This window comes from Variovorax sp. 10N420 (genome assembly GCF_056394705.1).
On record NZ_JBFTIJ010000004.1, the window covers coordinates 179,585 to 202,937 of the forward strand.

Genomic DNA, 23,353 nt, shown 5'->3' on the forward strand with positions numbered 1-23,353 from the left:
GAGCCTGTCGTGAACAAGCTCCTGATGCACCCGGCCGCGAAGCCGGCGGTGTTCGTCGCCTGTCTTCTGCCGTTCGCGTGGTTGTTCTACGGCGCGCTCACCGACGGGCTGGGCGCGAATCCGGCGGAGCACCTCATCCGCTCGACCGGTGACTGGACGCTTCGCTTCATCTGCATCGTGTTGGCCGTGACACCTTTGCGGGTGATCACCAAGACGAACGCGTTGGCGCGTTTTCGCCGGATGCTGGGGCTCTTTGCGTACTTCTATGTTGTTGTCCACCTGTTGAGCTACAGCTGGTTCGACATGGGTTTCGAAGTGCAGGACATCGCCAAGGACATCGCGAAGCGGCCGTTCATCCTGGTGGGTTTCACCGGTTTTGTGCTGCTGACGCCGCTCGCCGCGACATCGTTCAATCGGGCCATCAAGGCGATGGGCGCAAAGCGCTGGCAGGCGCTGCACAGGCTGGTCTATGTGGTCGCAGGGCTTGGCTTGCTGCACTTCTTCTGGATGCGCGCGGGCAAGAACAACTTCTCTGAAGTGTTCGTCTACGCCGGGATCATTGCTGTTCTGCTGGGATGGCGGCTGTGGAACTTCGCCAGCAAGACAAAGCAGAAGCTGGCGCCCTCGGTCGCCCCCCGCGCGCAGTTGAGCAAGTAAGAGTTTTCGGCGGTCTGCGGCGGCGGACGCTCAGTCGCTGAAGCGTTCGCTTCGGAGTTGCTCTTCGACGCTTTCGCGGCGGCGGATCAGTTTCGCGGTTTGTCCGCTGACGAGGACCTCAGCCGCGCGGCCGCGTGTGTTGTAGTTGCTGGCCATTGCCATGCAATAGGCGCCGGCCGAGAGCACAGCCAACAGATCGCCGGCTTCGGTACGCAGGGCACGATCACGCCCGATCCAGTCGCCGCTTTCGCAAATCGGGCCCACCACGTCGTACAGCACGAAAGCACCGTCCTGCCGCTCCGCGACAGGAACGATCTGGTGGAAGGCTTGGTACATGGCCGGCCTCGGCAAATCGTTCATTGCCGCATCGACAATGCAGAAGTTCTTTTCTTCGCCGGGCTTTGTGTAGAGCACCTCCGTCACGCAGACGCCCGCGTTGCCCACCAGCGAACGGCCAGGTTCGACGATGAGCCGACGCCCGCCGAAGCCTCGCGCATCGAGACGGGCCAGCATCTGGCGCCAAAGCGTATCGGCACCGGGGGGTGTATCGCCGTTGTAATCGATGCCGAGCCCACCGCCGAAGTCGAGGTGGTGCAGCTTGATGCCGGTCTTTTCGATAGCCTCGACGAGGTCCAATACACGCTCGAGCGCTTCGAGGTAGGGGGATGTGTCGGTGATCTGCGAGCCGATATGGCAGTCGATGCCGACGACCTGCAATCCCTTGAGAGAAGCCGCGTGCTGATAAATTGCCACTGCCCGGTCGTGGGCGACGCCGAACTTGTTTCCCTTGAGGCCGGTGGAAATGTAGGGGTGCGTCTTCGGGTCGACATTCGGGTTGATGCGCACACTGATGGAAGCGCGGCGCCCCTCTTCAACGGCGACTGCGTTGAGCACGTCGATTTCCGCTTCGCTTTCCACGTTGAAACATGCGATGCCGGCGGCGAGCGCCTGGCGCATCTCAGTGCGCGTCTTTCCGACTCCGGAAAAGATCACCTTGGCGGGATCAGCGCCCGCTGCCAGCACGCGTGCCAGTTCGCCGCCGGAAACAATGTCGAAGCCGCAGCCGGCCTCCGCGAACACGCGCAGCACGCCGAGCGATGAATTTGCCTTGATGGCATAGCAGATCAGCGCGTCGCGACCTTCGAAGCCGCGCTGGTAGGCCGCGAGCGCGTCCAGCATCCATTGCCTGGAATAGACGAAGAGAGGAGTGCCGTGCTCCCGGGCGAGTGCGGAAAGCTTCTGTCCTTCAACATGCAATTCGCCGTCCCTGCGCGCAATGTGAGGGTGGCCGGGGAGTCGTGCGACTTCGCTCACTTGGTATCTCCGTGCGGCGTCGCCGGTGCGTTCGGCGCAGTCGAGTCGTTCAGTGTGGACGGCGGCGGGGCGGCGTTCGTCGGAGGTGTCGATTGTTCTGGCCCAGGGGCGGTCTTTGTCGCCGAGTCGGGCTTTCCAATGCCCGGAAGCAATGCCTGCGGCAGCGTGGCACGCTCCTTCGCGGCGGGATCCGTAGGCAGGTAGAGCGAACCCTTCTGGCCGCAGCCCGTCAAGGCGACCCCAACGAGCGTGAGGCCGACGGCGCTCACTAGAATTTGGCGAACATTCAACATGGCGAAATTGTAATGACCGACCCCGAGTACATGGACCGCGCAGAAGCAGCGCTCGCAGCGATCGAACGTGGTTGCGATCGCATCAACGATTCGACCGATGCAGACATCGACAACCAGCGCGTTGGCGGGATGATCACGATCACGTTTCGCAATGGAAGCCAGTTGATCATCAACCTGCAGAAACCCTTGCAGGAAATCTGGCTGGCCGCGCGTTCTGGCGGTTATCACTACCGCCATGACGGCAGCGCCTGGGTGGACACCAAGACGCGCGAGGAATTCTTCGAGAATCTCTCGCGCGAAGCGACCCTCCAGGCCGGTCAACCTCTGAGGTTCTCCGCCGACTGACGACCCATCATTCGCCCGGCTCGTTCGATTCGGCCGGTTCGACAGGTCAGTTGCGGAACAGGTCGAGGATCTTGCTGCGTTCTTCCGGCGCCGGCGTCGGGCTGATCGGTGCTCCGCTGATTGCTTCCACCGGCTGCGTCGGGCCGCTTTCGACACCCAGCGTCGCAACGCCCCGCCCCGGTGCGTAGTCGTCGTAGTACCACTCGCCGCCCACGTTGACGACACCGGCAGGCGCGGGTACTTCAGCGACTGGAACGCCCTTGATGGCGGTCTCCATGTAGTTGATCCAGATCGGCAGACTCAGGCCGCCGCCGGTTTCGCGATCGCCGAGCTTGCGTGGCGTGTCATAGCCCATCCACGCGATGGCAGCCATTGTTGGCTGGAATCCCGCAAACCACGCATCGAGCGAATCGTTGGTGGTTCCGGTTTTGCCGTAAATGTCCGTCCGCTTGAGCGTAGCCTGCGCCTTGGCCGCCGTGCCGCCGCTCGCCACTGATTGCAGCAGGCTGTCCATGATGTAGGCATTGCGCTGCGGGATCGCTCGCATCGATTCGTTGAGCAAGGGCGGCTGCTTGTCCACCAAGACTTTGTCCTTGTGGTCGGTCACGCGCGTCACGAGATAAGGATTGACGCGATATCCGCCGTTCGCGAACACGGAATAGGCGGTCGCCATCTGCATCGGCGTGACCGAACCGGCACCAAGGGCCATTGGCAGGTAGGCCGGGTGCTTTTCTCGCTCGAAGCCGAAGTTGGTGATCCAGTCCTGTGCGTAACGCGTTCCGATCGATTGCAGGATCCGGATCGACACCATGTTCTTCGACTTCATCAACGCGCGACGCAAGGGCATGGGCCCTTCGAAAGCGCCGTCGTAGTTCTTCGGCTCCCAGGGCTGGCCACCGGTCGTGCCGGCGTCGAAGAACAAGGGCGCGTCGTTGATCACCGTGCTGGGCGTGAAGCCCTTTTCCAGCGCCGCCGAATAGATGAATGGCTTGAAGCTCGAGCCGGGTTGCCGCCAAGCCTGAGTGACGTGATTGAACTTGTTCTTGTCGAAATCGAAGCCCCCGATCATTGCCTTCACGGCCCCGTCGCGCGGGTCCATTGCGACGAAAGCGCCCTCGACCTCGGGCAATTGGGTGATTTCCCATGATCCCTTCGGCGTCTTGACCACGCGGATCACTGCGCCGCGGCGAACCCTGATGTTGGGCGGTGCCTTTTCTGAGAGGCCGGATTGCGCGGGCCTCAGGCCGTCACCCACGATCTGCAAGGTGTCGCCGTTGCTGCGAACCGCGGTGATTTCCTTGGCGTTGGCCTTGAGCACGACCGCCGACATCACATCGCCGTTGTCGGGATGTTCGGCCAGCGCATCGTCCACGGCTTCGTCGAGTTCTTTCGGGTCGTTCGGAAGATCGACGAACTTTTCAGGCCCGCGGTAGATCTGGCGGCGCTCGTAGTCCATGATGCCCTTGCGAAGCGCGCGGTACGCCGCTGCCTGATCGTCCGCCACCAGCGTGGTGTAGACCTTCAGGCCGCGCGTGTAGGTGCTGTCGCCGTATTGCGCATACATCAGCTGCCGAACCGTTTCGGCGACGTATTCGGCATGCAGGCGCGTGGGGTCGGCGGCGTCGCGCAGGTGAAGGTCTTCCTTCTTGGCTTCGGCCGCCTGTTCGGCGGTGATGAAGCCCGCTTCCTGCATGCGGTCGATCACATAGAGCTGCCGGCCGCGTGCGCGCGTCGGATTGTTGACGGGATTGTTCGCGCCCGGCGCCTTCGGGAGGCCCGCCAGCATCGCCGCCTGCGCAATGGTGATGTCCTGCAGGGGCTTGCCGAAATACGCTTCCGACGCAGCCGCAAAACCATAGGCCCGATTGCCCAGATAGATCTGGTTCAGGTAGATCTCGAGGATCTGGTCCTTCGTGAGCAGGTGCTCCAGCTTGAATGTCAGCAAGACCTCATAGATCTTGCGGGTGAGGGTTTTCTCGGAACTCAGGTAGACGTTTCGAGCGACCTGCATGGTGATGGTCGACGCCCCTTGGCTCTTGACGCGATTCATGTTCGCGAGTCCGGCCCGCAGCATGCCTTTGTAGTCGACGCCGCCATGGTCGTAGAAGCGCGCGTCCTCGGCTGCGAGGACGGCATCCTTCATGACCTTGGGAACGGTGGCGATTGGCGTCAGATTTCGGCGCTCTTCGCCGAATTCGCCGATCAGGATGCCTTCGGACGAAAAAACCCGCAGGGGAAGCTTCGGACGGTAATCAGCCAGCTCGGAGATGTCCGGAAGGTTCGGATAAGCGACGGCCAACGCGACGGCAATGACGCAAATGACGGCGATCGCGCCCGCGGCAGCGAGGCCCAGGCACCACAATATGATTCGGATCAACCATTTCAGCCAGGCCGGTCGTTTGGGGGCAGGAGCAGGGGCTTTTGCGGCGCCCTTGGGTCGGGAAGTTTCTGGCATTGAGGCTGTTTGAGTCTTTGAGCATTATAAAAACGCGCTTGATGGAGGCGGAGAGTTCGTATCAGTTAGGACCCAAGTACTCCTATTTGTGACGTAAGTTGCAGATGGGAACTGTTGCGTCGACTTTTGACAACGATTGGTGATGCCGTGAGGGGTTCGTCTCTTGGTTGGCGTACTACCTGCTGCTAGCATGCAACCACACGCAAATTTTTCCAATCGTTACAAACGGACGGATCGAACTTGACAGACTTGGGATCGTTGTTTCGCCGCCAGCCCGCGCCATTGCTCGGGCTGGACGTCAGCTCGTCCAGCGTCAAGCTGGTCGAACTGGGCCGTGACGCGAGCGGCAAGTTGGTGCTGGAGCGATGCGCCATAGAGCCGCTCGAGCGCGGATGGATCACCGACGGCAACGTGGAAAAATTCGATGAGGTGGCGGAGGCCGTGCGGCGCGTCGTGCGCAAAAGCGGCACGCGCACCAAAAACGTCGCGCTTGCTTTGCCGCCGTCTGCGGTAATTACCAAAAAAATAGTCTTGCCGGGTGGAATGAGCGAGCAAGAACTCGAAATTCAAGTCGAGTCCGAGGCAAATCAATACATTCCTTTTTCCTTGGACGAGGTGAGTCTTGATTTCTGCGTCATTGGCCAGAGCGCGAGTTCGGCGGGCGACGTCGAGGTATTGATTGCCGCATCGCGCAAGGAAAAAGTGCAGGATCGCCAGGGCTTGGCTGAAGCGTCGGGCCTCAAGGCGGTGATTCTGGATGTTGAATCCTACGCATCGCGTTTGGCGACTGCGCGCCTCATCGAGCAACTTCCCGGTCAAGGTCGTGACGCCGTCGTCGCATTGTTCGAAGTAGGTGCCTTCACGACCAGCATGCAGGTCCTGCGCAACCAGGAAGTGCTGTATGACCGGGACCAGGCATTCGGCGGCGCTCAGCTCACCCAGCTCATTGTTCGCCAATACGGCTTTTCCGCAGAGGAAGCCGAAGCCAAGAAGCGAAGCGGCGATCTGCCCGAAGATTACGGCTCGGGCGTGCTCAAGCCCTTCGTCGCCAGCATCGCCCAGGAAATTGCCCGGGCGCTGCAATTCTTCTTCACGAGCACACCGCACAACCGCGTCGACTACGTGCTGTTGGCCGGCGGCTCGGCATCGCTCCCCGGCCTGACCAGCGCGGTCACGCGCCAGACTTCGTTCGCTTGTTCGCTCGTCAATCCTTTCGACGGAATGGAAATTGGCAGCGGGATCCGGGAAAAGAAGGTGCGCCGTGAAGCGCCCTCCTACCTGACATCGTGCGGCTTGGCGATGCGGAGGTTCCTGCAGTGATCCTCATCAACCTGCTCCCTCACAGGGAAGCTGCGCGCAAGCGTCGTCGAGAGACTTTTTACGCGACGCTGGGGCTTGCCGCCATTTTGGGCGCGGTGCTCGCCGGCGGGACTTACCTCTGGTACCAGGCCCAGATATCAGGCCAGCAGGCCAAGAACAGCCTGCTGCAAACCTCCATCACCAAGCTCGAAACCGAAATCAAGGAAATTTCGACCCTGCAAGCTGAAATCGCAGCACTGCGCGCGCGGCAGCAGGCGGTCGAAGATCTGCAGGGCGATCGAAATATGCCGGTGCACTTGCTCAACGAGCTTGTGAGGCAACTTCCTGACGGCGTGTACCTGACGAACATGAAGCAGGACAACCAGACGGTGACCCTGCAAGGCATGGCGCAGTCCAACGAGCGCGTGTCCGAGTTGCTGCGCAATCTTGGCAACAACAGTCCATGGCTCGTCAAGCCGGAACTGATCGAGATCACATCGGGCAGTGTCAGCCTGAGCCCGCGCGACCAGCGACGAGTAGCGAACTTCACGATGCGCATCGGCCTCAAACGGCCCACCGATGCGCAGAAGCCCGCGGCCAGCAAGCCCGCGGCCGGCAAGCCTGCGGCACCAGCAACAACAGCAGCACCAGCAGCCAAGGGTTAGGCGTTCATCATGGCAACTAAACGCTCTTCCCAAAAGTTCGACGTGGGCGCCGCAGTGCAGCGCCTGGGCCGGCAATTCCAGGGACTGAATCCGAACGATCCTTCGGTATGGCCGCCTGTGCCTCGCTATGCGCTGTGTGTGGCCGTCGCCGCAGCCGTGTTGGCAGCTCTGTGGTTTGTCTGGCTGACCAATTCGAACGACGAGCTCGAAGCGGCGCGTGCAAAGGAAGTCACTCTCCGTGCCGATTACCAGAAGAAGGTCGCGCAAGCGGCCAACCTCGAACTGCTCAAGAAGCAGCGCGAACAGGTCCAGCAATACGTCACGCTGCTTGAAAAGCAATTGCCGAGCAAGGCTGAAATGGATGCCCTGCTTTCCGACATCAATCAGGCGGGGCTTGGCCGCAGCCTTCAGTTCGAACTGTTCCGGCCCGGGCAGATTTCGGTGAAGGACTACTACGCCGAACTGCCGATCGCTGTGCGCGTGACCGGTCGCTACCACGACATGGGTGCATTCGCGGCCGACGTCGCGAACCTCTCGCGCATCGTGACCCTGAACAATCTTTCCGTGACTCCGCAAAAAGACGGGGCCCTTGTCATGGATGCCACTGCGCGGACCTACCGCTATCTGGATGAGGAAGAGCAAAACATGCAGAAGCGTGCGGCGGCGGGGGCAAAGAAGAAATGAGAACGCTCGGTTTTCTGGGTCTCTGTGTCGCCGCGGCGGTCCTGAGCGGCTGCATGGGGTCCGAACAAGAGGATCTGCAGCGCTGGATGGACGAGCAGCGCGCGCAGGTCAAGCCGACCGTGCCTCCGATCACGGAGCCCAAGAAGTTCACTCCGCAAGCCTATACGGAAGGCAGCGCCGTCGAACCGTTCGACATGCAGAAGCTGACGCAGGCGCTGCGTCGCGACTCCAGCCAGCCCAGCACCTCCGCACTCATCGCTCCGGAATTGACCCGCCGCAAGGAAGCGCTGGAAGCATTCCCGCTCGATTCGATGTCGATGGTGGGAAGCCTGAATCGCAATGGCCAACCGGTCGCGTTGATCAGTGTCGACAAGTTGCTCTATCAGGTCCGGGTCGGCAACTACCTCGGACTCAATTACGGGCGCATCACCCATATCAGTGAAACCGAACTCGGCTTGCGTGAAATCGTGCAGGACGCCGCCGGTGAATGGATCGAACGCGTGGCGACGCTGCAGTTGCAAGAGAGGACGAAATGAACCAAGAAAAATCAATGCTTGCGCAGTGGCTGCGCGCTGCCGGCGCGGCCGTGCTGGCCCTCAGTGCCGCTGCCGTCGTCCATGCCCAGAACGCGATCGAGTCGGTCACGAGTTCGATGCAGTCCGGTTCGGAGGTCGTCCGGATCGACTTCACGCAACCGCTGGCTGCGCCGCCGACCGGCTTTGCCATCCAATCGCCGGCACGCGTCGCGCTCGATTTTCCGGGCGTCACCAATGCCATCGGACGCTCGGCCGTCGAAGTGAACCAGGGCAACCTGAAGTCCGTCAATGTGGTTCAGGCTGGCGAACGCACGCGTCTGGTCCTTAACCTGAAGCAGGCGACGGCGTACAAGACCGAAATCCAGGGCAAGTCGCTCCTGGTGTCGCTCGAGCCCGTCGCTGGCGCGGCCCTGGCGACCACCATGGCGCAGTCGACCTTTGCGGAAAACCGCAACCGGGACATGCTGCCTCTTCGAGACGTCGATTTCCGGCTCGGATCCGATGGCACCGGTCGCGTGATTGTCGATCTTGCCAACAACCAGGTTGGCGTGGACATCCGCCAGCAAGGCAAGAACCTGGTCGTCGAGTTCACCAAGTCGACCCTGCCGGAAGGCTTGCGTCGCCGGCTCGACGTTTCCGATTTCGGAACGCCCGTTCAGTTGGTGACGACGCAGCAAGTCGGCGATCGCGTGCGCATGACCATCGAGCCCAAGGGCGAGTGGGAGCACAGCGCCTACCAAAGCGAAAACCAGTTCGTCGTTGAAGTTCGTCCACGCAAGGTCGACCCGACCAAGCTGACCCAGGGTGTTGGCTACAGCGGCGAAAAACTGTCTCTGAACTTCCAGAACATCGAGGTGCGGTCGCTCCTCCAGGTGATTGCCGATTTCACGAACTTCAACATCGTGACGTCAGATTCGGTCACCGGTGCGCTGACGCTTCGCCTGAAGGATGTTCCATGGGATCAGGCGCTGGACATCATCCTGCAGGCCAAGAACCTCGGCATGCGCAAGAACGGCAGCGTCCTCTGGATTGCTCCGAAGGATGAGATCAACGCCAAGGAAAAGCTTCAGTTCGAAGCCGAGAACGCCATCCAGAACCTGGAGCCGCTGCGCACGCAGTCCTTTCAGCTCAACTACACCAAGGCAGTTCAGATTGCGCAGGGCCTGACCGGCACGGGTTCGGGCAGCGGTGGTGGCGGCGGTACGGCGACGCGAATCCTGAGCCCTCGGGGCAGCGTGCTCGCCGAAGCACGGACGAACCAGATCTTTGTGTCCGACATCCCCTCGCGCCTGGCGCAGGTGGCCGAACTGATCCAGAAACTGGACGTGCCTGTTCGCCAGGTGCTGATCGAGGCGCGCATCGTCGAGGCGACCGACACGTTCGGTAAGTCGCTCGGCGTCAAGCTCGGCGGCGGCATCATCAACACCAACGGCACAGTTGGAGCCAACCCCATCGTCACGCCGAATCCGGTCGTGAATGGCGTGTTCCAGAACCAGCCAACGGCAACGACGGTTTTCACGAATTCCAATTTCGTGAACCTGCCTTCGACGGGTGTTGCAGGCAACGGAAATGCGGCTGGAACCTTCGCGATTTCGCTGTTCAATTCGAGCTTGTCGAGAATTCTGAATCTGGAAATCTCCGCACTTGAAGCTGACGGAAAGGGCAAGGTCGTGTCGAGCCCACGTGTCGTGACGGCCGATCAAACCAAGGCTTTGATCGAACAGGGTACGGAACTCCCGTACCAGGTCGCGACATCCAGCGGTGCCACTTCCATCGCTTTCCGCAAGGCCAACCTGAAGCTCGAGGTGACGCCGCAAATCACCCCGGAAGGCAACATCATCCTGACGCTCGACGTCAACAAGGACACCGTCGGCCAAAACACAACGGCTGGTTTTGCCATCAACACCAAGCACGTTCAAACCGAGGTGCTCGTTGAAAACGGCGGCACCGTGGTGATCGGCGGTATTTTTGAATTGACGGAAGCGACCGATGAATCGCGCATCCCGGTCCTCGGCGAAGTGCCTTACGTCGGAGCGCTTTTCCGTACGCGAAATCGCACGGCGAACAAGACTGAATTGCTGGTCTTTATTTCGCCCAAGATGATCACCGACCGCAATGCGGCTCGCTGACAATTTAATTCACCATATCACGTGACACGTGACACGAAATCTGAGGGAACTGATGAGATATAGGAAATTCCTGGCTGTCGCTTTGATGGCCGGCGCATTGATTTCGTGTGGTGGTGGGGGCGGCAGCCCCGGCCTGCCACCCGTGGCGAATACCGGTACAGGTACCGCCCCCGGCGGCTCAACTGGTCAACCGGCAACGCCTGCGCCGAAAGTCTCGGTCGATGTGTTCAATGGAAGTGGAAGTTCCACTTCCAGCATCTCTGGCGTGGAAATCGCCCAGGTCAAGGCGGTGTTGAAGGACTCCCAGGGGGCTGCGGTACCAGGCGCGATCGTTACCTTCAGCGAAACTGGCGGCTCGCTTCTCACCTATTCACCGTCCTCCAAGACCGCTCTGACGGATGCCACGGGGACCGCCGTGGTGGAAATCCGCGCTGCGTCTGCGGCGAATACCGGCGCCACAGCTGTTTCCGCGGGCGCGACAGTCGGGACGACCGCGGTCACCGCGCAGAAGGCCATAGCCATTACGAGCGCGCCTTCCAGCGGTACGACCGATCCGCAACTCCTGGCGACGGCAATCAACTTCCTGGATGTCAATCCTTCGGACAGTTCTATTGTCCTGAAGGGTTCGGGCGGCAATGGCCGGCTTGAGTCCGCAACCCTTCGCTTCCGGATCGTGGACTCGAACAACAGTCCGGTCAAAGGTGCTGGTGCGACCTTCTCCGTTACCCCCGCGGCGGACGTGACGTTGAACATCCCAACTGCCACAAGCGATTCCGACGGAGTGGTGGTGACCACTGTTTCCTCGAAAACGGTCCCGACTGCCGTTGTCGTCAAAGCCACGATCAACGGCAAGACAGTCAGCACCCAGTCTGATCAGTTGACTGTGACCACCGGTGTCGCGACCCAAGAGGGCTTTGACATGTCGGCGAGCAAATACAACCTGAACCTCAACAAGACGGGTGACAAATCCACAGTCACGATCCGGGTTCGGGATGCACATGGCAACCCCGTGTCAGACGGCCTTCCGATCGTCGTGACTGCGGACTACGGCGTGGTTGGCACGTCCACTCGCGGTGGTTGTGTCACATCGGGCGGCGCGTGTTCGGTTGACTATCTTGTCCAGGATCCGCGGCCCGCTGATGGCGTGCCGGCCACGGTGACCGCGTCGACTGCACTCGGTGATGGCACGCCGATCGGCAAGTCGCTGTCCTTCCGCATGGTTGATGCAGGATTGCTCAATGTGTTTAGTGCAAGTACCGGCGGGACCGTGGTCGCACAGGTGTTCAAGAACGCGTGCGCCGCTGAGACGTTCTCTGCGTTCGTGGGCACTCCGGCGAATTTCCCACCCGCGGCCGGAACGACGATCACCCTCAAGCCGGTGACTGCCGGGTTGACGGCCAAGCTGATCTCGGCGTCACCGGTGACGGATCAACTCAGCGTGGTCCCAAGCCGTATTTCGATGGACTTCCAACTGGATCTGAGCGCTTTGACGACGAATCCTTGCGCTCCCGCCGGCTCCACCCCGACTACGGCTTCGTTCGACGTCGAATTCGCGGCCGACGGAATCGTCTCGTCGCGTCGCCTGACGGTGAACTACCTGAGGTAGTAGTACCAGGCAGGGGCGGCATCATTGCCGCCCTGGGGCCTCCGGCTGCCTCGGCACCCGGAGGCCTTTGTACGTTCGGCTTCCGGTCAATTGGGATGCTATCTTTTGCATCTACTATGCGAACCATCTTGCGCTCATACTTCCAGAGTCCCGGCAGCCCGTCGCTTCAGTCCGCGATGGATGAATAGCATGGCGGTTGCACTCGTCGGCTTGCCTGGCGCCGGAAAATCCGCAGTGGGTCGACGCCTCGCCCAGCGCCTTGAACTGCCCTTCATTGACAGCGACCATGTGATCGAGGAGCGGATCGGTTGCTCGATCCGGGACTTTTTCGAACGTGAAGGGGAGGCCCGTTTCCGTGAACTGGAGCAGACGGTTATCGCAGAATTGGCAGCGACGCCGTACGGTGTGGTCGCGACCGGCGGCGGCTCCGTATTGCGCGAGATCAACCGTATCCAGCTGCGGAAGGGTTTCCACGTCATTTATCTGCGCTCAGCGCCCGAGGACCTCTTTCGCAGGTTGCGCCATGACGTAAAGCGCCCGTTATTGCAAGTGGCAGATCCTCTGGGCCGCTTGCGTGAGCTTTATGGAGCACGCGACCCGCTCTACCGCGAAACCGCACACGACGTGGTCGAAACAGGCCGCCCTACTGTGGCCATGCTCGTCAACATCATCGTCATGCAACTCGAACTCGCGGGCATCGTTTCGCCGGGCGCAGAAGGCGATCTTCCGGACTGAGTCGGCCAGCGGCGGCATGGACCTAAACTCGGGGTCATGCGATTGTCCGTCCCCCCTGAAAGCGTTGAGATCCACCTCGGCGAGCGCAGCTACCCCATATTCATCGGCAGCGAGCTGCTCGAAGACCCGCACAGTTTCGCGGCGTTGCCCGCAGCAGCAACGGCCCTGATCGTCACCAACACCACTGTGGCGCCGCTTTATGCCACTGCCCTGCGTGATGCACTGGCCGAACGCTACCCCTCCGTGCACGTCCTCGAACTCCCCGACGGCGAGGCACACAAAGACTGGCAAACGCTCAACCTGATCTTCGACGCACTGCTGTCTCACGGGAGCGATCGCAAGACGGTATTGTTCGCGCTCGGCGGTGGCGTGGTGGGCGACATGACAGGCTTTGCCGCCGCGAGCTACATGCGCGGCGTCCCGTTCGTCCAGGTACCGACCACTCTGCTCGCCCAGGTCGACTCATCGGTTGGCGGCAAGACCGCCATCAATCATCCGAGGGGCAAGAACATGATCGGCGCGTTCTACCAGCCGCAGCTCGTGTTGTGCGACTTGGCAACGCTCGCGACTTTGCCGGCCCGCGAACTCAGCGCCGGGCTGGCGGAAGTCATCAAGTACGGCCCGATCTATGACATGGAGTTCATGTCGTGGATTGAAGCGAACATCGACGCTCTGGTGGCGCGCGAACCCGCTGTACTGGCGCTCGCCGTCAAGCGGAGCTGTGAGATCAAGGCCGCAGTCGTCGGCCAGGACGAGCGGGAGACCGGGCTTCGCGCGATCCTGAACTTCGGCCACACCTTCGGGCATGCCATCGAATCCGGCCTGGGGTATGGAGAGTGGCTGCACGGCGAAGCCGTCGGCTGCGGGATGGTGATGGCCGCGCACCTGTCGCAGCGCCTTGGCGGCGTCGACGCCGCTTTTGTGCGGCGGTTGACGGCACTGATCCAGAAGGCCGGCCTTCCGGTGGTCGCGCCGGCGCTTGGCGCAGATCGCTATCTGGAACTGATGCGCATCGACAAGAAGTCCGAGGCCGGCGAGATTCGCTTCGTCGTGATCGACAAGCCGGGATCGGCTGTGATGCGCAGCGCCCCCGATGCGATGGTGCGAGAGGTGATCGCGCATTGCAGCGCACACTGAGCGGCACCGCCGCAGCCGAAGTGAGCCTCGCTCCTTACGCAAGCCATGCCGCGCACTCGCGCGGGCGCAGGTATGCCGAAGCGCCCGCACCGACGCGGGACGCGTTCCAGCGCGACCGCGACCGCATCGTGCATTCGACGGCGTTCCGGCGGCTGGTCTACAAAACCCAGGTGTTCCTCAACCACGAAGGGGATCTGTTCCGGACGCGGCTGACTCATTCGATCGAGGTGGCTCAACTTGCGCGATCGATTGCCCGCGCGCTTCGACTCAATGAGGATCTGGTCGAAGCCATCGCGCTGGCGCACGATCTGGGGCACACGCCATTCGGCCATGCGGGGCAGGATGCGCTCGATGCATGCATGCAGCATCACGGCGGTTTCGAGCACAACCTGCAGAGCCTTCGCGTGGTGGACGAACTGGAGCATCGATATCCGCAGTACGACGGCCTGAATCTCAGCTTCGAAACCCGTGAAGGCATTCTCAAGCACTGCTCGCGTGCCAACGCCGAGCGGATCGAGGCTCAGGAACCCGGCGGCGTCGCGCGACGTTTTTGCGATCGCACGCAGCCGAGCCTCGAGGCGCAGCTTTGCAATCTCGCGGACGAGATCGCCTACAACGCGCACGACATCGATGATGGCGTGAGGTCGGGCCTGATCGGCATCGAGCGGCTGAGCGAAGTCGCGCTCTTCGACCGGTACCGCCGCCAAACGTTGGACGAATATCCGGAGCTGCAAGGCAGGCGAGTCCTCTACGAAACCATCCGGCGCATGCTCAGCGATCAGGTCTACGACGTCATCGATGCGACGACGGCGGCCCTGGAATCGACTGCGCCTTCGGATGCCGACGCGGTGCGCAAGGCGCCGCCCTTGGTGTTGTTCAGCAAAGCGATGCGACTGGAGTCCACCGAACTCAAGCGTTTTTTGTATCGCAATCTCTATCGGCATCCGCGCGTGATGCAAACGGCCAATCAGGCGCAGGACGTCGTCCGATCGCTCTTCGCTGCCTATGTCAACGATGCCGCCCTGATGCCCGAAGCCTATGCCGCGCGCGACGACCGGTACCGCGCGGTGGCGGACTATATTGCCGGCATGACCGATCGATTTGCGATCCGCGAATACGAGCGCCTCACTGGGCAGCGGTGGACCGAATGACGACGCCTGGCCGAGCCGGAACACGCATACCCGCCGCCGCACTGGCGGTGATTGCCGCGGGCGTCGCCGCCGCGTTGCACCTTGGCAAGCTTCCGCCGGCAGTCCCGGCTCTGCAACTCGACCTCGGCATCGGTTTGGTCGAAGCCGGGTTCCTGCTTTCGCTCGTGCAGGTCGCCGGCATGACGCTCGGCCTTTTCGTCGGCCTGGCGGCGGATGCCATCGGGCTCCGGCGGAGCATGCTGACCGGACTGATCGTCGTCACCCTCGCCAGTTTGCTGGGCGGCGCGGTCGGAGTCTGGGCTGGTGACAAGTCGCAGGCGCTGCCGTTGTTGTTTGCGCTTCGGGCGATCGAGGGATTCGGCTTTCTGCTCGCGGCAATGCCTGGGCCCGGGCTGATCCGGGCTTTGTCGCCCGCCAGCGCAGAAAAGGCTGCGATGGGTTTGTGGGGCGCCTACATGCCCATCGGCGTGGCGCTGGCGCTGCTTGTCGGGCCGGCGCTGATCTCGCGCGTTGGCTGGCAGGGCTGGTGGTGGACGCTATCGTGCGTCTCCGCGGCCGCGGCCATCTGGGTGGCGCTGGTGGTTCCTCGCGACAGCGCCCGACGACCGGCGGCGAGCGCATCGACAGAGCCCTGGACGGCGCGATTGCGTGTCACGGCGGGCGCCAGCGGGCCGTGGACGCTCGCGCTGGCTTTCGCGGTGTACTCGTCGCAATGGATGGCCGTGATCGGTTTTTTGCCGGCCATCTATGTCGAAGCAGGCGTTCCGGCGACATGGACTGCGGCGTTGACGGCGCTTGCCGCCGCAATGAACATCGTCGGCAATGTGACGGGTGGGCGGCTGCTGCAGCGCGGGGTGGCGCCTGATCGATTGCTGCGGTGGGGCTTCGTCGTGATGGCGCTCGGAAGTGTTGCGGCGTTCGCGCAAATCGGCGGCTCGCACGACGCGCTCGGCCTTCCTCCCGCGCTGCGCTACCTGGCAGTTTGCATGTTCTCGCTCGGCGGGGGCGTGGTGCCGGCGACGTTGTTCATGCTCGGCGTGCGGCTCGCTCCTGGGCCATCGACGGTGTCGACGACGATCGGGCTGATGCAGCAGGCGTCGTCGCTGGGCCAGTTCATCGCGCCGCCAGTCGTCGCGTGGATCGCGCACCGCGCAGGCGGCTGGCAGTGGACCTGGGTGGTCACATTGGCCTGCTCACTGGCGGGCCTCGCATTCGCCGCCAGGCTTTCGCCGGCAGTTCCGCGTACGGAAGCGGCATGAGATGAGCGCTCCCAGGGTCGTGTCACCTTTACAGGCCGAGGCGGATACGCGCCGATGGCTCGAGCGCGCCGTGATCGGGCTCAACCTGTGCCCGTTTGCCAAGGCGGTGCATGTCAGGGGCCAGATCCACTATTCGGTCTATCTGCCCGACAGCGACTCCGAACTCATCGACGTGCTGCTTGTCGAAGCCGAAGCGCTTTGCGCCATGGCCGCCGCCGAGCGCGACACCACACTCTTGATTGCACCGAATACCTTGGCAGATTTTCTCGATTTCAATGACTTTACCGCCCGCGCCGAGCGGCGGCTGGCGCGCGAAGGCTATGGTGGCGAATTCCAGTTGGCCAGTTTCCATCCCCAGTTTCAGTTCGCCGGCACCGCTGCGGACGACATCACCAACTCGACCAACCGCGCGCCGTACCCGACCTTGCATCTCCTGCGCGAAGACAGCGTAAGCCGCGCGGTTGAAGCCTTTCCTGACGCGGAAGCCATCTTTGGCCGCAACATCGAGACGCTGGAAACGCTGGGCGCCGAGGGATGGCGCGCGCTGGACGTCGGGCCGGGAGGGGCGGGGCGATGAACAAGACAGCAAAAACCTCCAAGGCTGAAGCCGACGTGTTGAACGAACTGCGCCCGGGGCAATCGGTGGAGCTTTTGAAGGAACTGCACATCCTCACGCGCGAAGGCCGGCTCAATCAGGATTCGAGGCGCAAGCTCAAGCAGGTCTATCACCTCTTCCAGTTCATCGAAAAGCTGCTGCATGAACTGCCCGCAGAAGGCGCGCAAGCCACGCTGGCCGATCACGGCGCGGGCAAGTCGTACCTCGGATTCATCATCTACGACTTGTTCTTTCGTGCGCGAGAGGGCGGTCACGTCTACGGCATCGAAACTCGGGCGGATCTCGTCGACAAATCACGCGCGCTCGCCGAGCGGCTGCAATTCAGTCGCATGTCGTTTCTCAACCTGACGGTGGCGGAATCTGCGGCATCTGCCGCCTTGCCGCCCCGCATCGACGCGGTGACCGCGCTGCACGCTTGCGACACAGCCACCGACGACGCGATCGCTTTCGGACTCGCGAAAGAGGCGCGCTTCATGGTGCTTGTGCCTTGCTGCCAGGCGGAGATTGCTGCGTGTCTGCGCCAGACGAAGGCGCTGGCGTTGTCGCGTACGCCACTGGCCGAGTTGTGGCGTCATCCGCTGCACACGCGCGAGATTGGCAGCCAACTCACCAACGTGTTGCGCTGCCTGTACCTCGAAGCCAATGGGTATCAGGTCACCGTCACCGAACTGGTGGGCTGGGAACACAGCATGAAGAACGAGCTGATCATCGCGCGCCACACGGGGCAACGAAAGGCCAGTGCGGCGGCGCGCTTGCGGGACCTGCTGGGCGAGTTCGGTCTCGAGTCGCTGATGGAGACACGCTTCAGGCTTTCCTGAGTCGTTCATCCTCCATATTCGCGCCATGGCAAGACTGCCCCGCCTCACGCTGGCCGACCAGCCGCATCACATCATCCAGCGTGGCAACAATCGACAAGTTGTCTTCGTCGATCGGGCGGACCACGAAATGTTTTTGGCCCTCGCCGGGGAGAACGCCATCGCTTCGGGCGTCGCCCTTCATGCCTACGTGCTGATGGACAACCATTTCCATCTCCTGGCGACGCCATCGACCGCCGAAGCGCTGCCGCAATGGATGCAGGCGATCGGCAGGCGCTACGTTCGGTATTTCAACGACAGGCACGGCCGCTCTGGCACCTTGTGGGAAGGGCGCTACAAGTCGACCTTGATCCAGACGGATCGCTATCTGCTGGCATGCATGGCGTACATGGACCTGAACCCCGTGCGCGCCGGCATCGTCGAGGACGCGCGAGACTATCCGTGGTCAAGTTACGGCCACTATGCGGGCCTGCGCCACGACAAGCTGGTCACGCCGCATTCGCTCTATTGGGCGCTGGGGAACACGCCGTTCGCTCGAGAAGCCGCGTATGCCGAATTGGTGCGCAGAGGCGTTTCGAGTGTCGATCAGGCAATGCTGACGGACGCCACACTCCATGGTTGGGCGGTCGGCGACGGCGGTTTTCTGGAGTCGTTACAAAAAACGACAGGCCGTCGGACGCACAAAGGCCGTCCGGGACGTCCGCGGGCGACGCGCGGACATTGATGGACCGGCTGCACGCTGCGCCAGCCGGTGATCGAGCGCTATGCTTTTTGATGTGTCCCCGATTAATAAAAAAACGGAACCGTCGCCGGTAAATATTGATCTGACCCCCTTTAAACTGTTTGGCATTATTTGTGCAAAGCAATATGCTCCTTTTCCCTGCGAAAACTGAAGGAGCACGCCCATGACGACGGCTGCCGAGATCGAGCATCTCCAACAACACGGTCTTTATTCCGCCGCTGACGAGCACGACGCGTGCGGCGTTGGCTTCGTGGCCCATATCAAGGGCGAAAAGAGCCATGCCATTGTGTTGCAGGGCCTCAAGATACTTGAGAACCTGGACCACCGCGGCGCAGTAGGCGCTGACAAACTGATGGGCGATGGCGCGGGGATCCTGATCCAGCTGCCGGACCTGCTGTACCGCGAAGAGATGGCAAAGCAGGGCGTCACGCTTCCCCCTCCTGGCGAGTACGGCGTCGGCATGATCTTTCTGCCCAAAGAGCACGCCTCGCGCGAAGCCTGCGAGCAGGAAATGGAACGCGCCATCAAGGTCGAAGGCCAGGTCCTGCTGGGCTGGCGTGATGTGCCGGTCAACCGCGACATGCCGATGTCGCCCAACGTGCGCGCCAAGGAGCCGCTGTTGCGTCAGGTCTTCATCGGCCGTGGCAACGACGTCATCGTGCAGGACGCGCTGGAGCGGAAGCTCTATGTGATCCGCAAGACCGCCAGCGCCAACATCCAGCGCCTGAAGCTCAAGCACAGCAAGGAATACTACGTTCCGAGCATGTCGAGCCGCACGGTGGTCTACAAGGGTCTGCTGCTCGCCGATCAGGTCGGCACCTACTACCTCGATCTTCAGGACAAGCGTTGCGTCTCGGCCCTGGGCCTGGTGCACCAGCGTTTCTCGACCAACACCTTCCCCGAGTGGCCGCTCGCGCACCCGTATCGCTACGTGGCGCACAACGGCGAGATCAACACTGTCAAAGGCAACTACAACTGGATGAAGGCGCGCGAAGGCGTCATGTCTTCGCCAGTACTGGGCGCCGACTTGCAGAAGCTCTATCCGATCAGCTTTGCCGGCCAGTCTGACACCGCGACCTTCGACAACTGCCTCGAACTGCTCACCATGGCTGGCTATCCGATCAGCCAGGCCGTGATGATGATGATCCCCGAGCCGTGGGAACAGCACGCCACCATGGATCCGCGTCGCCGCGCGTTCTATGAGTACCACGCCGCGATGCTGGAGCCGTGGGATGGCCCGGCTTCGATCGTCTTCACGGACGGCCGGCAGATCGGCGCTACGCTCGACCGCAACGGCCTGCGTCCCTCGCGCTACTGCGTGACGGATGACGATCTGGTCATCATGGGTTCGGAATCCGGCGTGCTGCCCGTGCCTGAACAGAAGATCGTCCGCAAGTGGCGTCTTCAGCCGGGAAAGATGTTCCTCATCGACCTCGAGCAAGGCCGCATGATCGACGATGAGGAAGTCAAGGCGACCCTCGCGAACAGCAAGCCGTACAAGCAATGGATCGAAAACCTGCGCATCAAGCTCGACAGCGTCGAGGCTGAGACGGTGCAGCCGCCGTCGAGCCAGGTGAGCCTGCTCGACCGCCAGCAAGCGTTCGGCTACACGCAAGAGGACATCAAGTTCCTGATGAGCCCGATGGCCGCGGCAGGCGAAGAGGGCATCGGGTCGATGGGCAACGACAGCCCGCTGGCCGTGCTCTCAAACAAGAACAAGCCGCTCTACAACTACTTCAAGCAGTTGTTCGCGCAGGTGACGAACCCGCCGATCGATCCGATCCGCGAAGCCATCGTGATGTCGCTCGTGTCCTTCATCGGACCGAAGCCGAACCTGCTGGACATCAACCAGGTCAACCCGCCGATGCGGCTCGAAGTGAGCCAGCCAATCCTCGACTTTGCCGATATGGCCAAGCTGCGCGACATCGGCAAGTACACGCAGGGCAAGTTCAAGAGCTATACGCTCGACATCACCTATCCGCTCGGCTGGGGCGAAGAAGGCGTCGAAGCCAAGCTGGCCTCGCTCTGCGCGGAAGCCGTCGATGCAATCAAGGGCGGACACAACATCCTGATCGTGAGCGACCGCGGCGTGAGTCCCACGCAAATCGCCATTCCAGCGCTGCTGGCGTTGTCGGCGATTCATCAATACCTCGTTCGCGAGGGACTGCGCACCACGGCGGGCCTCGTCGTCGAGACAGGTTCTGCGCGCGAAGTTCATCACTTCGGCGTGCTCGCCGGCTATGGCGCGGAAGCCGTGCATCCCTACCTGGCGATGGAAACACTCGCCGCGATGCATGAAGACCTCTCAGGCGACCTGAGCGCAGAAAAGGCCATCTACAACTACGTCAAGGCGGTGGGCAAGGGCCTGTCGAAGATCATGTCGAAGATGGGTGTCAGCACCTACATGAGCTACTGCGGCGCCCAGTTGTTCGAAGCCATCGGCCTCAACAGCGAAACGGTCGAGAAATATTTCACCGGCACTGCGAGCCGCGTCGAAGGCATTGGCGTGTTCGATATCGCCGAAGAGGCGATCCGCATGCACAAGGCGGCTTTCAGCGATGACCCGGTTCTCTCGCGCATGCTCGACGCTGGCGGCGAATACGCTTGGCGCACGCGTGGCGAAGAGCACATGTGGACGCCCGACGCGATCGCCAAGCTGCAGCACAGCACCCGCGCCAACAACTTCAACACCTACAAGGAATACGCGCAGATCATCAACGACCAGAACCGCCGTCATCTGACGTTGCGCGGTCTGTTCGAGTTCAAGATCGATCCGGCCAAGGCGATTCCGGTGGACGAGGTCGAATCGGCAGCGGAGATCGTCAAGCGTTTTGCCACAGGTGCGATGTCGCTCGGCTCCATCAGCACCGAAGCGCATTCGACGTTGGCTGTGGCGATGAACCGCATCGGCGGCAAGAGCAACACCGGCGAGGGTGGCGAAGACCCGGCCCGCTATCGCAACGAGCTCAAGGGCATTCCGATCAAGGTCGGCGACACGCTCAAGAGCGTGATCGGCGAGGCGAACGTCGAGGTGGACCTTCCGCTGAAGGACGGTGACTCGCTGCGTTCGAAGATCAAGCAGGTCGCGTCCGGCCGCTTCGGCGTGACGGCCGAGTACCTCTCGTCCGCCGACCAGTTGCAGATCAAGATGGCCCAGGGCGCCAAGCCCGGTGAAGGCGGCCAATTGCCAGGCGGCAAGGTGTCCAACTACATCGGCCAGTTGCGCTACTCGGTACCTGGCGTCGGCCTGATTTCGCCGCCGCCTCACCACGACATCTATTCGATCGAAGATCTCGCGCAGTTGATTCACGACCTGAAGAACGTCGCGCCGCATGCGAGCGTCAGCGTCAAGCTGGTGAGCGAAGTGGGGGTCGGCACTATCGCGGCCGGCGTCGCCAAGTGCAAGAGCGACCACGTCGTGATCGCCGGTCATGACGGCGGCACGGGCGCATCGCCCTGGTCGTCGATCAAGCATGCCGGCAGCCCGTGGGAAATCGGCTTGGCCGAGACGCAGCAGACGCTGGTGCTCAATCGCTTGCGCGGCCGCATCCGCGTGCAGGCCGACGGCCAGATGAAGACCGGCCGCGACGTCGCCATTGGCGCGCTGCTGGGCGCCGACGAGTTCGGCTTCGCGACTGCGCCGCTGGTGGTCGAGGGCTGCATCATGATGCGCAAATGCCACCTCAACACCTGCCCGGTCGGGGTGGCCACGCAGGATCCGACGCTGCGCAAGAAGTTCTCCGGGAAGCCTGAGCACGTGGTGAACTACTTCTTCTTCGTCGCCGAAGAAGTCCGTCAGATCATGGCGCAGCTCGGTGTGCGCAAGTTCGACGACCTCATCGGCCGCGCGGACCTGCTGGACACCAAGAAGGGCATCGAGCACTGGAAGGCGCGCGGCCTGGACTTCAGCCGCCTCTTCGCGCAGCCGAACGTGCCGGCCGACGTGCCGCGCTACCACGTCGAATCGCAAGATCATGGTCTTCAGAAGAGCCTGGACAACAAGCTGATCGAGCGTTCGCGCCCGGCGATCGACAAGGGCGAGAAGGTCCAGTTCATCGAGGTGGCGCGCAACGTGAACCGTTCGGTCGGTGCGATGCTGTCCGGCGCGTTGACGAAGGTGCACCCTCAAGGTTTGCCGGACGACTCGATTCGCATCCAGCTCGAAGGCACAGGCGGCCAGTCTTTCGGCGCCTTCCTGGCGCGCGGCATCACGCTGTACCTGATCGGCGACGCGAACGACTACACAGGCAAGGGGCTTTCGGGCGGCCGTGTCGTGGTTCGACCAAGCCTGGACTTCCGCGGAGAGGCCATACGCAACACCATCGTCGGCAACACCGCGCTCTACGGCGCAACCACGGGAGAGGCCTATCTTTGCGGCGTCGCGGGTGAGCGCTTTGCAGTTCGGCTGTCGGGCGCCACGGCAGTGGTCGAAGGCACCGGAGACCACGGTTGCGAATACATGACCGGCGGCACGGTGGCCGTGCTCGGCAAGACGGGCCGCAACTTCGCGGCGGGCATGAGCGGCGGCGTCGCTTTCGTCTACGACGAAGACGGCCAATTTGCTTCGCGCTGCAATCTCTCGATGGTGTCGCTGGACAAGGTGCTGACCTCGGCCGAGCAGGTGGCCAGCGTGCACCGCAAGATCTGGCACGACGGCGAGACCGATGAAGCGCAGCTCAGGAAGCTGCTCGAAGACCACCACCGCTGGACGGGCAGCAAGCGCGCGCGCGAACTGCTCGACAACTGGGCGGTCGCCCGCACGAAGTTCGTCAAGGTGTTCCCGAACGAATACAAGCGCGCACTGGCCGAGATGCACGACCGCGAGGTCGAACTCACCAGCAGCGGCAACAACGCGCATGCCGGCATGGAGCCGCATGCAGCAACGGCTGCCAAGCCCGTCGCTGCAGTCTGACGC

At 62.2% G+C, this 23,353-nt stretch carries 19 protein-coding genes; 16 read left to right on the forward strand and 3 right to left on the reverse strand.

Features of this window, described 5'->3' with window-relative positions; all coding sequences use genetic code 11:
• Positions 1-9: 9 nt before the first annotated feature.
• Complete coding sequence (locus tag AC1DEK_RS11930) at positions 10-657, forward strand: protein-methionine-sulfoxide reductase heme-binding subunit MsrQ (RefSeq protein ID WP_478125447.1); 648 nt, start codon at positions 10-12, stop codon at positions 655-657.
• A gap of 30 nt (positions 658-687) precedes the next feature.
• On the opposite strand, the gene lysA is transcribed toward AC1DEK_RS11930, so the two are convergent.
• The gene (lysA, locus tag AC1DEK_RS11935) at positions 688-1,971 is read right to left on the reverse strand and encodes a diaminopimelate decarboxylase (protein WP_478125448.1); all 1,284 of its coding nucleotides are present in this window, start codon (positions 1,969-1,971) and stop codon (positions 688-690) included.
• Complete coding sequence (lptM, locus tag AC1DEK_RS11940) at positions 1,968-2,264, reverse strand: LPS translocon maturation chaperone LptM (RefSeq protein ID WP_478125449.1); 297 nt, start codon at positions 2,262-2,264, stop codon at positions 1,968-1,970. Before lptM ends, lysA begins: the two co-directional genes overlap by 4 nt.
• 12 nt (positions 2,265-2,276) lie before the next feature.
• Here lptM and cyaY point away from each other — a divergent pair, with 12 nt between their 5' ends.
• Positions 2,277-2,609 carry an iron donor protein CyaY gene (gene cyaY / locus AC1DEK_RS11945; protein ID WP_478125450.1) on the forward strand — a complete coding sequence of 111 codons (333 nt, stop codon included), beginning with the start codon at positions 2,277-2,279 and terminating at the stop codon, positions 2,607-2,609.
• Between the two features lie 46 nt (positions 2,610-2,655).
• Here cyaY and AC1DEK_RS11950 read toward each other — a convergent pair whose 3' ends face one another.
• Positions 2,656-5,064 (reverse strand): penicillin-binding protein 1A, encoded by a 2,409-nt coding sequence (locus AC1DEK_RS11950; protein WP_478125451.1) that lies wholly within the window; start codon positions 5,062-5,064, stop codon positions 2,656-2,658.
• Between the two features lie 240 nt (positions 5,065-5,304).
• On the opposite strand from AC1DEK_RS11950, the gene AC1DEK_RS11955 reads away from it, so the two are divergent.
• The 14 genes from AC1DEK_RS11955 (at position 5,305) to AC1DEK_RS12020 (ending at position 23,350) form a co-directional block, all read left to right on the forward strand.
• Positions 5,305-6,384, forward strand: coding sequence for a pilus assembly protein PilM (locus AC1DEK_RS11955; protein ID WP_478098530.1), 1,080 nt, complete (start codon positions 5,305-5,307; stop codon positions 6,382-6,384).
• On the forward strand, positions 6,381-7,028 hold the full coding sequence (locus AC1DEK_RS11960) for a PilN domain-containing protein (RefSeq protein WP_478125452.1): 648 nt from the start codon (positions 6,381-6,383) through the stop codon (positions 7,026-7,028). The genes AC1DEK_RS11955 and AC1DEK_RS11960 overlap by 4 nt, the downstream gene beginning before the upstream one ends.
• Positions 7,029-7,037: 9 nt before the next feature.
• Positions 7,038-7,712, forward strand: a complete 675-nt coding sequence (locus AC1DEK_RS11965) for a type IV pilus inner membrane component PilO (RefSeq protein ID WP_478125453.1) — start codon at positions 7,038-7,040, stop codon at positions 7,710-7,712.
• On the forward strand, positions 7,709-8,248 hold the full coding sequence (locus tag AC1DEK_RS11970) for a pilus assembly protein PilP (protein WP_478125454.1): 540 nt from the start codon (positions 7,709-7,711) through the stop codon (positions 8,246-8,248). Before AC1DEK_RS11965 ends, AC1DEK_RS11970 begins: the two co-directional genes overlap by 4 nt.
• The gene (locus tag AC1DEK_RS11975) at positions 8,245-10,377 is read left to right on the forward strand and encodes a type IV pilus secretin PilQ (protein WP_478125455.1); all 2,133 of its coding nucleotides are present in this window, start codon (positions 8,245-8,247) and stop codon (positions 10,375-10,377) included. The genes AC1DEK_RS11970 and AC1DEK_RS11975 overlap by 4 nt, the downstream gene beginning before the upstream one ends.
• 52 nt (positions 10,378-10,429) lie before the next feature.
• Positions 10,430-11,983, forward strand: a complete 1,554-nt coding sequence (locus AC1DEK_RS11980) for an Ig-like domain-containing protein (RefSeq protein ID WP_478125456.1) — start codon at positions 10,430-10,432, stop codon at positions 11,981-11,983.
• 189 nt (positions 11,984-12,172) lie between these two features.
• On the forward strand, positions 12,173-12,718 hold the full coding sequence (locus AC1DEK_RS11985) for a shikimate kinase (RefSeq protein ID WP_478125457.1): 546 nt from the start codon (positions 12,173-12,175) through the stop codon (positions 12,716-12,718).
• A gap of 36 nt (positions 12,719-12,754) precedes the next feature.
• Entirely contained in the window at positions 12,755-13,855 is a 1,101-nt protein-coding gene (aroB, locus tag AC1DEK_RS11990) for a 3-dehydroquinate synthase (RefSeq protein ID WP_478125458.1), read from the forward strand.
• Positions 13,856-13,875: 20 nt separating this feature from the next.
• Positions 13,876-15,006 carry a deoxyguanosinetriphosphate triphosphohydrolase gene (locus AC1DEK_RS11995; RefSeq protein ID WP_478125832.1) on the forward strand — a complete coding sequence of 377 codons (1,131 nt, stop codon included), beginning with the start codon at positions 13,876-13,878 and terminating at the stop codon, positions 15,004-15,006.
• Complete coding sequence (locus AC1DEK_RS12000; RefSeq protein ID WP_478125459.1) at positions 15,003-16,265, forward strand: MFS transporter; 1,263 nt, start codon at positions 15,003-15,005, stop codon at positions 16,263-16,265. Before AC1DEK_RS11995 ends, AC1DEK_RS12000 begins: the two co-directional genes overlap by 4 nt.
• Position 16,266: 1 nt before the next feature.
• Entirely contained in the window at positions 16,267-16,842 is a 576-nt protein-coding gene (locus AC1DEK_RS12005; RefSeq protein ID WP_478125460.1) for a DUF1415 domain-containing protein, read from the forward strand.
• Positions 16,839-17,699 carry a class I SAM-dependent methyltransferase gene (locus AC1DEK_RS12010; protein WP_478125461.1) on the forward strand — a complete coding sequence of 287 codons (861 nt, stop codon included), beginning with the start codon at positions 16,839-16,841 and terminating at the stop codon, positions 17,697-17,699. Before AC1DEK_RS12005 ends, AC1DEK_RS12010 begins: the two co-directional genes overlap by 4 nt.
• A 25-nt stretch (positions 17,700-17,724) precedes the next feature.
• Positions 17,725-18,420: a transposase gene (locus tag AC1DEK_RS12015; protein WP_478125462.1), complete on the forward strand. Its 696-nt coding sequence runs from the start codon at positions 17,725-17,727 to the stop codon at positions 18,418-18,420.
• 181 nt (positions 18,421-18,601) lie between these two features.
• Entirely contained in the window at positions 18,602-23,350 is a 4,749-nt protein-coding gene (locus tag AC1DEK_RS12020; RefSeq protein ID WP_478125463.1) for a glutamate synthase-related protein, read from the forward strand.
• The last annotated feature ends 3 nt before the right edge of the window (positions 23,351-23,353 follow it).